Here is a 12,759-nt window from a genome sequence, read left to right on the forward strand (position 1 = left end):
TGTTTTACAACATAGGCTCCGTTTCCGAAGGTTTCAAAAAGGTGTATTGACCTATTTTCCGGAATTTTCGATACCGATCTTCCCTCAATTCATCGCAGCTCATATTCATCAGTTCGGCCAAATGACGTTCCAACAGCTCCTTGATTGCAGCAGCAGTCATTTCATAGTCGCGATGCGCGCCCCCTTTCGGCTCCGGCACGATGTCCTCGATGACCTCCAGACGCAGAAGATCATTTGCCGTAATCTTCATAGCTTCAGCCGCCTGATCCGCCTTGGAAGCATCCTTCCATAGAATCGAGGCTGCCCCGTTTGGAGAAATGGCCGAATAGATGGCATGCTCCAGCATCAGCACCCGGTTGCCGACCGCAAACGCAAGCGCACCGCCGCTTCCACCCTCGCCGATGACCACACAAATAACAGGCACCGAAAGCTTTGCCATCTCCCGCAAATTGCGGGCAATCGCTTCCGATTGACCTCTCTCCTCTGCTGTATTACCCGGATAAGCGCCCTTCGTATCAATAAATGTAATGATTGGGCGTTTAAACTTCTCGGCCTGCTTCATAAGACGCAAACCTTTCCGGAATCCTTCCGGGTGCGCACTACCAAAAAAACGCGCAATGTTATCTTTGGTATCCTTACCGCGCTGCTGACCAATAACGGTCACCGGAATACCATTCAGCTTGGCAATCCCGCCCACGACCGCCAGATCGTCTCCAAACAAGCGGTCGCCATGTAATTCAATAAAGTCCGTAAACACTTGCTCGATCAAATCAAGAGACGTCGGCCTTTGATGATGACGGGCCAGATGCATCTTTTGCGGTGCTGTAATGTTCGTGTATATTTCTTCTTCCATCTGGAGATAACGTTCTTCCAGACGATTAATTTCATCTGTAAAATCAATTTGCTTATCCTGTCCGAATTGCTTGAGTTCTTCGATCTTTTGCCGCATCTCGACCAGGGGCTTTTCATAAGGCAATTCGCCAGCCATCTATTCCACCCCTTTCACACTGTGTAAATCAAGCAGTTGCCCAAGGGTATCGCGCAGTTCCTTGCGGTGTACAACCATATCCAATTGTCCATGCTGCAAATTAAACTCGGAAGTTTGAAAATCATCCGGCAGCTTCTGTCTGATGGTCTGCTCGATTACGATACGGCCTGCAAAACCAAATACAGCGCCCGGCTCTGCCATATTAATATCTCCAAGCGTAGCAAAGCTGGCCGAAACTCCACCTGTAGTCGGATCCGTAATAATGGAAATATAAAGCAACCCCTGCTCGTCCAGACGAGCGAGAGCAGCGCTTGTTTTGGCCATCTGCATCAGACTCAGAATACTTTCCTGCATACGTGCCCCACCGGATGTGGAGAAGATAATAAGCGGCAAGCGCTTGTCAATCGCCTGTTCAATGGCGCGGGTAATTTTTTCTCCCACGACCGAGCCCATGCTGCCTGTAAAAAAGTCAAAACTCATCACCGCTACGACAACAGGAAGCCCATGAATAAGGCCGTCGCCCGTAACGACAGCCTCTCGCAAGCCAGATTTCAGTGTCTGCTGCTCCAGCTTACTCGCATATCCAGGAAAGTCCAGTGGATCAACTGAAATCATATCAGCATCATATTCTGTAAACGTGTCTTCATCCAGGACCATGCGAATACGTTCCATCGCATTAAGACGCATATGATATCCGCACACCGGACACACCTTTAAATTCTTTTCCAGCTCTTTGCTGTATTGAATGCTTCCGCACTTGCCACATTTGGTCATAAGACCTTCGGGAATTTCCCGTTTGGGACGATCCGGCATGTCCGCTTGATCGCCGCTCAGCGAACGTTCCGAAGGGATCGTCGCGTATTTACGCTTCTTTTGGAATAAATCTTTAAACACAACTACACCTCTCCAGCCGTTTATTTGTCAGCCGTAACCGATACAAGGTCCTCTGCCGTCTGTGCGGCACCTCTAAGCATTATGTTCATACACACGTCAACGCTTGTTTGTAAAACATTACCGCCGATCGTGCATCCTTTGTTCCATTCATGCTGCTGTATCACTTCCGCCGTTCCGGACTCAAGGGCGCAAAATCGAATTAAGCACTTCCTGTATTTCTTCGACTTCACCCGAAGGCACAAGTATCTCAAACTGTTGCTTGGACGCGCTAATGGCCCGGGTCTGTACCATAAAACCTTCTTCAGACAGTTTGAGCTTAATCATGTCAGCCAGTCTGGCCGTCGGTGCGATATAAATCACCGTCCACATGCCTTGTTTCTACCCCCTAAGCCTCAAGTTTTGAGCCCACATAATAGACTCATGATAACATACCTTACTTTTTTCCCGCAACAAAAGCCCTCCTGCTCATTCAGAATCCTTCGGAGGGCCTAAAAATTTATCCACTCTGCTCATACAGACCAATCAAGCGTCCAAGGACGCAGGATAATGCTTGGCATGAAGGCTCCGATGGGCAATACGCGAAGAAGCGGCAGCGGCCAAACCAGCGACGAGATCGTCTAAAAATACGTGAATACCGCTACCTTTTTGGTTCAACTGATCAATAATCCCAATCTTTTCCTTATCCAAATATCCAAAGCTGGTTAAACCGATCATACCGTATACGCTCGTAATCCCGAGAGCCAGTGTCTCGTCCACCCCATACAACGGTTCGTCTGCCTCCATAATGGCTTGCAGTGGCTCAGGGAGAAGTCTTTTTTCGGCCAGCTCATCAAGTGCAATACCAGTGAGCAAAGTATATTGCACCTCGCGCTTTTGCAAAACCGCTTTGACACTGTCCACACATTCTTCCATCGTCAAATGGGGATAATATTTTTGTTGCAGTTGAAAAACGATGTCCGCAATGGACTCGATACGAATGCCTCTACGATTTAATAGAGTTTCTGCATATGCATAGGACATGATTTCCCTCCCGCCTCACCGTACAGTTCTATTCTTCCACTGTGCGGGGCCTCATGTGTGCAGGATACGTGTTGAAGCTGCTGTTCCGCCAGTTTTCCAAGTGTATGCGAGAGGGAAGGAAATTGTTCATTAAATTGTTACTATTAGGCAGGAAGGGCAGTAGGCAGGAAGGACAGGTTGCAGCGTGCCCATCATTTGACTTTCACCGTGCCTTCACCCAGCATGGACTCCATTCGATCAAAAAGCTGAGGCGAAGGCTTGATGCTGTAAGCATCGCTCAAGGCCAGCAAACGCTGGCTGCTCTCATAAAAGAGAACGGTAGGCAACGCACCGGGATGCTCCTGCAGCAGCGCCTTGAGGCTGACCAGCAGGCTGGCGTCCTCTTCGGCCTGGCGGGTGATTTTGACAAACACCCGCTGACGGGCCTCCCGCTCCTGGCTGTGCGGAGCCAGGGCTTGCCCGCCGTGAGCCGCTTCGGCGTTGCGCGGTGAAGCGCCTGTAGCCGGGCGAGCCGGCTTGGAATGCGACGGAGCAGACGTTGCGGCTGTTGACGGCACGCGCTGCGCTCCCCCGCCGGGGGTGCCAGCGGAGGAACCAGCCGCTGGCATGGATGTCCCGGCTGCGGCGGATGGACGCGTCCCGGCACGCCGACGCTGGAGAAGCCGTGCCAGCGAGTCCTCCGCTAGCGGCGCGGTCTCATCCGCGAGGAGCTTAAAGTGCTCGTCCTGCTGCTGCATTTTGGCACGCAGTGCCAGCAGAGCCCCCTTTTCAATCCACTGCTGGCTTCGCTTCCATACCTCAGGGAACAGTACAACCTCGCAGCGCTCAATCTGATCCTCCAGCTCAATAAAGGCCATGGCCTTGCCCTGCTTGGTCGTAATCGTCTTGAGCGACACAACCATACCCGCGGTCACAACAACCGTTTCATCCGGTACATCGCTCAGCTCCATCAGACGATCTGCATGGCTACTTTCCAGCAACGGCTCAAAATCATCCAGCGGATGGCCCGACAAATACAGTCCCAGCAGTTCACGTTCCAGCTCCAACTGCTGGCTGGCACTGAACTTCGGTACATCAGGATATTCGATATCCCAATTGGGCATTTCCACAAAGCCGAACATATCAATTTGCAGGTCGTCACGTTCCTTACGCCATTTGACGGCTGCGTCTACGGTTTCATCCAGCATGGCAAGCAGCTGTGCCCGGTGACCTGTCAGCGAGTCAAAAGCCCCTGCCTGAATGAGCGATTCAATAACTCTCTTATTGCACACCCGCAAATCCACACGTCGACAAAAATCGAGCAGGCTGTCAAATGGCCGTTCCTTGCGAACAGCGAGAATACTTTCCATCGCCTGTGTGCCGACATTTTTAATGGCGGCCAATCCGAAGCGGATGTTGCCCTCCAGTAAGGGAGTGAATAGCACCCCGCTTTCGTTCACATCAGGCGGCAGCACCGCTATATTCATGCGGCGGCATTCAACGACATATTCCGCCACTTTTCGATGACTTCCCATCACGGCTGTCAGCATGGAAGCCATGAATTGTACCGGATAGTGTGCCTTGAGATAAGCCGTCTGGAATGCCAGCACGCCGTAAGCAGCCGCATGGGCACGCGGGAAGCCGTAGTCAGCAAAACGGACGATCATGTCATAAACCCTTCCGGCTTCCTCCTCTGTGTACCCCTGCTTAATACTGCCTTCCACAAAATGACCGCGCTCCAAATCCAGCACTTCGCGCTTTTTCTTGGACACGGCGCGGCGCAGCAGATCGGCTTCTCCCAGGGAAAAGCCCGCCATGCGCGAAGCAATCTGCATGATTTGCTCCTGATACACAATAATGCCGTACGTGTCCTTCAAGATCGGTTCAAGATCAGGATGCGGGTAAGTAATTTCGATCTGTCCATGCTTGGCCTGTATAAAGTTAGGAATAAAGCCCATCGGGCCCGGACGATACAAAGCCACTACAGAGATGATATCCTCGAAGACACTTGGCTTCAAATCCTTGAGCACCCGGCGTATCCCCGCCGACTCCAGTTGGAATACACCACCTGTATCCCCTCTGCCCAGCAAGTCATAGGTATGCGGGTCATTATCGGAGATTCGGTTAAAATCAGGTGTCTCTCCATGCTCTTCCGCAATCCAGCGCATACACCGTTCAATAATGGAGAGCGTACGCAGTCCAAGGAAATCCATTTTGAGCAAACCGATTCGCTCCAGATTTTCCATCGAGTATTGCGTCAGCGGGACCCCTTCGCTCCCCTCCTGAAGCGGAACCGCATCGGTCAATGGAGTCCGCGAAATGACGACACCCGCCGCATGGGTCGAAGCATGACGTGGCATCCCTTCTACTTTGATCGCCATATCCAGTAGCCCACGTGTCTTAGGCTTTGTTTCATACAGCGCCTTCAGCTCCGGGGTAATTTCCAGTGCATGACGGATATTTATTCCGAGCTGTGCCGGAATCAGCTTGGCCGCCTTGTCTACCTCACCATACGGCACGTTCAGGACGCGCCCGACGTCACGGACAGCAGCTCTTGCCGCCAGCGTTCCAAAAGTAATAATTTGCGCCACATGCTCATTTCCGTACTTTTGTACTACATATTCGATAACCTCGTCGCGCCGTTCGTCACTAAAATCAATATCTATATCCGGCATGCTGATCCGTTCGGGGTTCAAAAACCGTTCAAAGAGCAGGTTGTATTTCATCGGATCGACATTTGTGATGTTCAACACATAGGCAACCAAGCTGCCTGCTGATGACCCCCGCCCCGGTCCCGTTGCAATTTTATGTTTATGAGCAAAAACAATAAAATCCCATACGATCAGGAAATAATCGCTGAAGCCCATGCTGTTAATCGTACTCAATTCATAGTTCAGCCGTTGGTCCAGCCTTTCCCGTTCCTCTGGCTGCTCCCATACGGGATCGCCTCCGTAGCGACGCTCCAGCCCCTGCTCGCACAGGCTGCGCAAATAGGACGAAGAGCTCAGGCCTTCCGGCAACGGGCGATATTCAGGCAATATGGATTGACCAAACTCCAGCTCCAGCTCGCACTGTTCAGCTATACGCACCGTATTGGCGATGGCTTCGGCCACATGCGGAAACAAACAGGCCATATCCTCCTGGCTTTTCAGATACAGCTGACGTGTCGGTATACGCAAGCGTTCCTCGTCGTCAACCGTCTTGCCTGTCCCAATACAGATCAGAACGTCCTGGACGTCCGCATCCGGCTCAGTCAGATAATGCACGTCATTCGTCGCCACCAGCGGGATACCCAATTCCTTTGCCAGTGCAATCAAAAGGGGATTTACACGCTTTTGCTCGGAAAGACCATGATCCTGAAGCTCCAGATAAAAATCATCACCAAAGATGCTACGGTAGCGTTCCGCCGCTCGTCGCGCCTCGGCTTCCCGGCCATGCAGCAAATGCTGCGGTACTTCACCACCCAAGCACGCGCTCAGACATATGATGCCTTCATGATGGGCAGCCAGCGCTTCCATGTCGATACGCGGCTTGTAGTGAAAGCCCTCCAAATGGCCAATGGAGCACAGCTTCATCAGATTTTGATAGCCTGTTTTATTTTTGGCGAGCAAAATTAAATGATATATGGGCTGGTCCTTCCGACTGCCGCGCTCCTTGCGTGATCCTGCCGTTATATAGGCCTCACACCCGATAATCGGCTTAATGCCGTTTTCCACACACGCTCTATAAAAAGGAATAGCGCCGTACATGACCCCATGATCTGTAAGGGCAAGCGCCTTCATTCCATAAGCTGAAGCCTGTTTGACCAACTCCGCGGTACGAGCCGCGCCGTCCAATAGACTATACTCGCTGTGAACATGCAAATGCACAAATGAACTCATGCGCTTCTCTTCCTTTCACCGCTTGTTTTTCTTCAAACTATTTTATCATATCCGCGTTAGTAGCGCCCATACAATAAAAGTACAGAACCGGGCGGACAAGCGCGGACCTGATGTGCACACTCAAGGAGGAAAAGAGCATGAGCACTTTTATATCCAAAGCGATACTCGACTTCTTCATCGCCTTCGGCATCGTGCTCGGGGGAGCCATGCTCGGCGGAATGGGAGCTGTGGTATCGCTTCAGCCACCCACCCAGACGATGCTGGAGGTTGCCGGGAGGATTAAAATTTGGGCACTTGCCGCCGCTGTGGGGGGAACGATGGACCCGATCCGGGTTATTGAGAGCAATATGTTGGATGGCAATTTGTCACCTGCCATTAAGCAAATTCTGTATTTGATCTTCGCCTTTTTAGGCGCTCATATGGGTGCGGAGCTGGTCAAATGGGTGTGTGGCAACGGACGGCCGTGAGGTGAAACGACCATGAGAGTCCCCCCCTTTGAGCGTCTACGTCCTTTTATGCAATTATCCTCCGTCTTTGTACTCGGTATGATTACCGGAGGAATGGTCTATAATGCCATCTGGCACGCCAGCTTCAATGAGCTGTGGAAAAACAATCAGGATCTTCAATTCCAGCTCCAGCAAGCTCAAGAGGACAACAAAACACTGCGCAAATATAGTAAGCGCCAAACCGTTATCAAAGAAATCAAGCTAACCGCAGAGGAAACGTCGGCTGAAAAAATTGACTCTATTAACCTGAAGGAGCTACTTCGCCGTGTCATTCGAGATTTGGAGGTACTGCGCGGCAGAGATATGTTCGAGATTGACTCCGACAGCAAGCTGGTACGCATGCTGCTGCATCAAAAAAAATACACCGTTCGCGACAAGGAGTATACGATCCAGGTCAAAACGATGCTTGTAATGGAAGGTGTGCTGCAAATTTGGCTGGAGGCGAAGGAAAAGCTTCCCGAGAGTCACTGAGCCGTTCTTTTCTGTCCCCACACCTCGCTCCAGTCCATTGACGCTATCCGTGTTCAATGGATTGAAGCGTCATTACCGCTTTGCATACCAAATGATTTTCCCGTGATATTGCAATTTCCAGCTTGCAGGTACGACGGCTCATCTCAAGCAGCAACGGACGCAGGACGACTGCATCCTCAATCTGTACTGGTCGGATAAAATATGTCATCAAATTATCAAGCACATAATCCTTGCCGCTCATGTCTCTAGCCGCTCGATAACCCGCTTGTGTCATGACGTTGACCAGCACGCCTTCCGAGATCGTACCCAAATTGGTGGCCATCTGCGGAATGATAAAGCCACGAAAAAACAACGATCCGTCCTCATTACGTTCCTCGGCAAACCCGTTCCAAATTAACTGGTCGAACGTCTCGCCAAGTTGTGGCTGCTTTTGGGCATTGCGCAGCGCCTCCAGCACCTCACGCCGTGTAACAGACCCTAGCAGCTTGCGGTTACGGTCTACAACTGGTAAGTAATCCACACCTTCCCACGCCATCATCTGCGCGGCTGAGGCCAACGAAGTCTGATAGGTGACCGTTACCGGATTACGGATCAGACATTTGTCCATCGTATGCTCGGGCAGGAGCCCCTCCACATCTTTGCGGCTGACGATGCCTATTAAACGATTCCATTCATCCACGATGGCAAAATGATGATGCCCGGTCGTCTTCGAAAGCTCTTCAAATTCGGTGAGCGTGCTATTGATTTTCAATGTCAGCGTCTTTGGTTTACCTGCGGCTATATCTTCAATCAGCATAATCTTCTTTTTGATCAAACGGTCGAATATCGCTCTATTAATCATGGAAGCCACGGTGAAGGTATCGTGGCGCGAGGAAATAATCGGCAGACTGATCTGGTCGGCCAGCTGCTTGACCTCCCGACTCGTACCAAATCCCCCTGTAATCAGCACGCCTGCCCCCTGCTCCAGTGCAAGAGAATGCGCATCCTCCCGGTTACCTACGATCAGCAAACTGCCTGCATCAATATAACGGGCCATGGCCTCTTCGCGCATCGCCCCGATGACATATTTATGCAAAGGCTTCTCCAGCCCCTCGCTTCCGCCCAGCACATGTCCTTCCACGATATTCACAACATCTGCAAAGGTCAGCTGCTCGGACAAACCGCGTGGACGCTTTTCTACCCTTACCGTTCCAATTCGTTCCTTGGTAATGACAATTCCCAGGTTTTCCGCTTCCTTCACGGCCCGATAAGCCGTTCCTTCGCTGACGCTCATTTCTTTAGCCAACCTGCGTACAGAAATTTTGGAGCCTATTTTTAACTGCTCGATATGACGCAATAATTGCTCATGCTTCGTAACTGCTTCATCTAGCCCGTCCAATTCTGTTACACCCCCAACGTTCAATCTGTATCATTCTGTATCTATTATAGCACAAAATTCCTTTATTTTAGACCCTTGTTCATTTCGATATCATTACCTCGGAAATAGCAAAAAGCGATCCCCTTTTTACAAGGGACCGCTTCTTAACTGTGCTTCATGTGTAGCATCGGAGCAAGCTCAGGATCATAGGGAAAGGCTCACAGCATGCTGCCTTTGTCCGTTTTATTATCCCACTTCATCTGCCACTGCTGCACTTTGGCCCGCCGCACACGCTCCAGCGTTTTGCGCTTTTCCTCATCCACACCCAGCAAAAAATGCAGGTTCGCGCCGATGACAAGCAACGCAAAAAGTACCCACACGATACCAAAGCCGTTGACCCAGTTCAAACCGCCTGCAAGCGAGATGCGCGGCACCGCAACAAACACCATAGCTAAAGCAATCAGTGTGTACAAACCGTGTTTCCATTTTTTAAGAGAACCCAATTGTATCCCTTCCTCTCCCTGTGACTCTATGTATCTAGTCTATGAGAGGACAGGAAGGAATATGAGACAAACTTACATAGAAGAACCATACAAATGCTGAAGGCTGTCTGAAATAATTTTGTTGACGTCCTCAATGATCACGCTCAGACGGCGCTCTGCGTCGAACAGACGACGGATGTTGAGGTTCAGACTAAGGACCTCGAACAGCTTTTCCATCTTTTCCATCTCTTCCTGTGCCGGCATATCGCCGCTCATCATCCGCTGCTGAACTTCCATTTGGCGCTGACGGAAATCGTCCAGCATTTGTTTGGCTTCCGGATCAGTTTCAATCAGCTTCATCGCTGCCGTAATTTCCTCTACCTCTTTGCTTTCCTTCAATGCTTTTGCTAAATCATGTGCTTTGTCATAGATATTCATAATTGTTCATTCCTCCAGTACAAGTATAGTGTCAACATTTCACATTGTCCGTCAATCACCAAGGTATATATGTCCTCATATGATGAATCAGTGCTATTACAGCCCATTTACGTTTCCCGTTACTTTCAAGACATCAAGTTGCTGCCCGGAAGGAGATCCACGATGTCCATCAAAAAAACAACGATTCAAATCATCGGATCGGGCATCTTGCAGGATGACGTACTCATGGTCGGCGAGTCCTTGCTTCGCAAATGGAAAATATCCGCAGGCCACCCCGTTCAGCTCGCCTTCGGTTCGTTCCGCCAAGAGGTTACCGTCATTTCGGTACCCCGCTACAGCGGCCTACGTGTAGGAAGCGTGCTGGCCCGTAAAATGGGGATTCATTCCAATTGTCAACTGCGAGTAACCTACAGCCGAGGCCGCCGGACACTTCGAGTGGGCCCACTTATTAGCGTGCTGGTCAGCCGGGACTATCCCGAACAGCCTGATAAGCCTTTCGGGTCGATCACCCTGTTCTGCCATGAACTGGTCGGGGAATGTCGTAGACAAGGAGCATATGTGTATTTTTTTACCCCGGAGCATATCGGAAGCCAGCCCGGTCGGGTTCAGGGATGGGTGTACGACGGAAGCTGGAAAAAGACGGTTATGCCCGCCGGCGATGTCGTCAATAACCGGCTTACCTCCCGTAAACTCGAGAACAGAACTAGCGTACAGCATTTCATGAAAGAAGTAAAATCGCAGTACGGTACGGCCATTTTCAATGAAAAGTTCTTGGATAAGAATGAAGTGTTTGATGCGCTTAAATCTAATTCTTCCCTGCGCAAGTATTTACCCGAGTCCCACTTGCTGCAAACCTTTGCCGTATTCAAAAAAATGTGCAACCAGTATCCCACTGTTTTTCTTAAACCGGTTCGCGGGAGCCTGGGCAAAGGCATCATGCGTATTAGTAAGCAAACGGACGGTACCTTTTCTGTACTATCCACGACAGCGGGTGCACCCCGAAAGAAAACGTATGCCAATGTCGACAAGCTGTACAAAGGCCTGGCAGGGAAAATGAAAACAACACGCTTTCAGCTCCAGCAGGGACTTACCCTGATTGATCACGGTAAGCGTCCGGTCGACTTTCGTGCGCTCGTGCAGAAGAATGCGACCGGGGCCTGGACGGTGACATCCATTGTCGCCCGGATTGCCGGAGGGAGCCACTTTGTGTCTAACCTGGCGCGAGGCGGCACGCTGAGTACGGTCAAAGAAGCACTGGCTAAAACGACACTGCCCGCGGCCATCAAATCGAATGGCCTCCTCTCTCTCAAGACAGCTGCACTGAATATCGCAAGCGGAGTTGAGAAGGCGATTCCCGCCCATTTTGCGGAATTTGGCATTGATCTGGCCATTGACAGCACGGGACACATCTGGCTGCTGGAAGTCAACTCCAAGCCGTCGAAGAATGACAATACACCATTAAATGATCAGAAAACCCGTCCGTCCGTGAAAAAAATGATTGAATACTGCCGTTATTCAGCCGGTTTCAAATGAATCCCTCTCTTCCAGGGTCCGGCTGCCAAAGGAGCTGTTGTTGGTGTCTCTTGTCGTGCCAGGCACGCTGGGCGTGCTCGTTAGCCGGAATCAGGCCGCCATCCCCCCCATTACCGAAGCCGATTTTTGCCGCAGGCTGAGTTTATTGGGCAGGCGCTCTGGTCTCAGCGTAATGGCGTTTACCGCCGAAGGAGTTTCACCTGAAAAGCATTCCATACGAGGTTATGTTTATCATGACGGAGTATGGACATCCGGTCGCTTTCCCCTGCCGGATATTGTGTATAACCGCTGTCTCCATGTCCATGAGAGCCAGAATGTCGGACACACGTTGGAAGAAATGGCGGAGCAGAAATCACGCAAGCTCCTCTACTGGTCGCGCAACCTGCCTGGCAAATGGCAGGTGTACCGCGCTCTGCACAAGGTAGATGAAGTGCGTCCCTTTGTGCCGCCTACGGCACCTTACCGGGATACGGCCCAGCTTGTGGAGTGGCTGCGACGCCATTCGGGGCTGTTTATGAAGCCTCAAGCCGGAACACACGGCAAGGGGACGCTGTATCTCCGCCTGGCGGGAGGAGATCGGGGACTGCTCATACAAGGCAGAGACCCCCGAAACCGCCCGTTCCGGCGTTTGTTTTCCGAGCTGGATGCAGGCTTGTCATGGATCAACGGAATTACAGACAAACGCGCCTACATCGTGCAGCCTTATTTGAAATTAACGAGTCAAAGCGGCCGTCCCTTTGATGTCCGCGCACTTATGCAAAAGGACGGCCACGGCTGTTGGTGCCTGACGGGCTTTGCCGTGAGAGAAGGCAGGAAAGGAACGCTGACCTCCAATCTGCACGGCGGAGGCGAAGCGCATCCGGCAGAGCCTTATCTTCGTGAACAATTTGGCGCGGACAGCACGCGTCACATCATCGGGCAGATGATGAAGCTGTCCTTGACCATTACCGGGGCGCTGGAGGAACGATATGGCCGCCTTGGCGAGCTGGGGATTGATTATGGTATTGATCGGGACGGGAACATTTGGCTATTGGAGGTTAATTCCCGGCCTGGTCGGGCTTCCTTTTTTCAGATCCGTCAGCCAAAGTGCGCTTTCCGGTCGATCAACCGCCCGCTCGAGTATGCCCGATATTTAATGACCCAATCCAAAACGACGGGGCCACAAGGCGCGGGCGCCTCCCTTGAACATACGGTATAGGAGGATAAACAG

The 12,759-nt window shown here is 51.3% G+C and carries 12 protein-coding genes; 4 read left to right on the plus strand and 8 right to left on the minus strand.

The window, feature by feature from the left end; all coding sequences use genetic code 11:
- Window positions 1-4: 4 nt before the first annotated feature.
- From LCF57_RS11740 to LCF57_RS11760, 5 genes are all read right to left on the minus strand, one after another.
- Window positions 5-988: an acetyl-CoA carboxylase carboxyltransferase subunit alpha gene (locus tag LCF57_RS11740; protein ID WP_226000843.1), complete on the minus strand. Its 984-nt coding sequence runs from the start codon at window positions 986-988 to the stop codon at window positions 5-7.
- Window positions 989-1,882 carry an acetyl-CoA carboxylase, carboxyltransferase subunit beta gene (gene accD, locus LCF57_RS11745; RefSeq protein WP_226000844.1) on the minus strand — a complete coding sequence of 298 codons (894 nt, stop codon included), beginning with the start codon at window positions 1,880-1,882 and terminating at the stop codon, window positions 989-991. It abuts the gene before it with no gap.
- 180 nt (window positions 1,883-2,062) lie between these two features.
- Entirely contained in the window at window positions 2,063-2,251 is a 189-nt protein-coding gene (locus LCF57_RS11750; protein WP_007429680.1) for a hypothetical protein, read from the minus strand.
- A 153-nt stretch (window positions 2,252-2,404) separates the two neighbouring features.
- The gene (locus tag LCF57_RS11755) at window positions 2,405-2,902 is read right to left on the minus strand and encodes a phosphatidylglycerophosphatase A (protein WP_226000845.1); all 498 of its coding nucleotides are present in this window, start codon (window positions 2,900-2,902) and stop codon (window positions 2,405-2,407) included.
- Window positions 2,903-3,093: 191 nt separating this feature from the next.
- Window positions 3,094-6,762 (minus strand): DNA polymerase III subunit alpha, encoded by a 3,669-nt coding sequence (locus LCF57_RS11760; RefSeq protein ID WP_226000846.1) that lies wholly within the window; start codon window positions 6,760-6,762, stop codon window positions 3,094-3,096.
- A gap of 137 nt (window positions 6,763-6,899) precedes the next feature.
- Between LCF57_RS11760 and LCF57_RS11765 the strand changes: the two genes are divergently transcribed.
- Together LCF57_RS11765 and LCF57_RS11770 are read left to right on the plus strand one after the other, a co-directional pair.
- Window positions 6,900-7,229 carry a YtrH family sporulation protein gene (locus LCF57_RS11765; RefSeq protein ID WP_013309582.1) on the plus strand — a complete coding sequence of 110 codons (330 nt, stop codon included), beginning with the start codon at window positions 6,900-6,902 and terminating at the stop codon, window positions 7,227-7,229.
- 12 nt (window positions 7,230-7,241) lie between these two features.
- The gene (locus tag LCF57_RS11770; protein WP_025717645.1) at window positions 7,242-7,739 is read left to right on the plus strand and encodes a hypothetical protein; all 498 of its coding nucleotides are present in this window, start codon (window positions 7,242-7,244) and stop codon (window positions 7,737-7,739) included.
- A gap of 43 nt (window positions 7,740-7,782) precedes the next feature.
- Here the strand turns inward: LCF57_RS11770 and LCF57_RS11775 are convergent, their stop codons facing one another.
- The 3 genes from LCF57_RS11775 to LCF57_RS11785 form a co-directional block, all read right to left on the minus strand.
- Entirely contained in the window at window positions 7,783-9,117 is a 1,335-nt protein-coding gene (locus LCF57_RS11775) for a DRTGG domain-containing protein (protein WP_226000847.1), read from the minus strand.
- A 197-nt stretch (window positions 9,118-9,314) separates the two neighbouring features.
- Window positions 9,315-9,599: a hypothetical protein gene (locus LCF57_RS11780; protein ID WP_226000848.1), complete on the minus strand. Its 285-nt coding sequence runs from the start codon at window positions 9,597-9,599 to the stop codon at window positions 9,315-9,317.
- 72 nt (window positions 9,600-9,671) lie between these two features.
- The gene (locus LCF57_RS11785; protein ID WP_025717648.1) at window positions 9,672-10,016 is read right to left on the minus strand and encodes a YlbF family regulator; all 345 of its coding nucleotides are present in this window, start codon (window positions 10,014-10,016) and stop codon (window positions 9,672-9,674) included.
- Window positions 10,017-10,178: 162 nt separating this feature from the next.
- On the opposite strand from LCF57_RS11785, the gene LCF57_RS11790 reads away from it, so the two are divergent.
- Both LCF57_RS11790 and LCF57_RS11795 read left to right on the plus strand, forming a co-directional pair.
- Window positions 10,179-11,549: a YheC/YheD family protein gene (locus LCF57_RS11790; protein ID WP_226000849.1), complete on the plus strand. Its 1,371-nt coding sequence runs from the start codon at window positions 10,179-10,181 to the stop codon at window positions 11,547-11,549.
- Window positions 11,550-11,592: 43 nt separating this feature from the next.
- Window positions 11,593-12,747 carry a YheC/YheD family protein gene (locus LCF57_RS11795; protein WP_226000850.1) on the plus strand — a complete coding sequence of 385 codons (1,155 nt, stop codon included), beginning with the start codon at window positions 11,593-11,595 and terminating at the stop codon, window positions 12,745-12,747.
- Window positions 12,748-12,759 lie beyond the last annotated feature (12 nt).

This window comes from Paenibacillus sp. BJ-4, from assembly GCF_020404765.1.
Taxonomy (GTDB): Bacteria; Bacillota; Bacilli; order Paenibacillales; family Paenibacillaceae; genus Paenibacillus.

Excerpts from the sequence above, each read along its gene's own strand:
- LCF57_RS11785 (WP_025717648.1), bottom strand. The coding sequence starts at position 10,016 with ATGAATATCTATGACAAAGCACATGATTTAGCAAAAGCATTGAAGGAA.
- LCF57_RS11760 (WP_226000846.1), bottom strand. The coding sequence starts at position 6,762 with ATGAGTTCATTTGTGCATTTGCATGTTCACAGCGAGTATAGTCTATTG.
- LCF57_RS11770 (WP_025717645.1), top strand. The coding sequence starts at position 7,242 with ATGAGAGTCCCCCCCTTTGAGCGTCTACGTCCTTTTATGCAATTATCC.
- LCF57_RS11765 (WP_013309582.1), top strand. The coding sequence starts at position 6,900 with ATGAGCACTTTTATATCCAAAGCGATACTCGACTTCTTCATCGCCTTC.
- LCF57_RS11740 (WP_226000843.1), bottom strand. The coding sequence starts at position 988 with ATGGCTGGCGAATTGCCTTATGAAAAGCCCCTGGTCGAGATGCGGCAA.
- LCF57_RS11750 (WP_007429680.1), bottom strand. The coding sequence starts at position 2,251 with ATGTGGACGGTGATTTATATCGCACCGACGGCCAGACTGGCTGACATG.
- LCF57_RS11790 (WP_226000849.1), top strand. The coding sequence starts at position 10,179 with ATGTCCATCAAAAAAACAACGATTCAAATCATCGGATCGGGCATCTTG.
- LCF57_RS11755 (WP_226000845.1), bottom strand. The coding sequence starts at position 2,902 with ATGTCCTATGCATATGCAGAAACTCTATTAAATCGTAGAGGCATTCGT.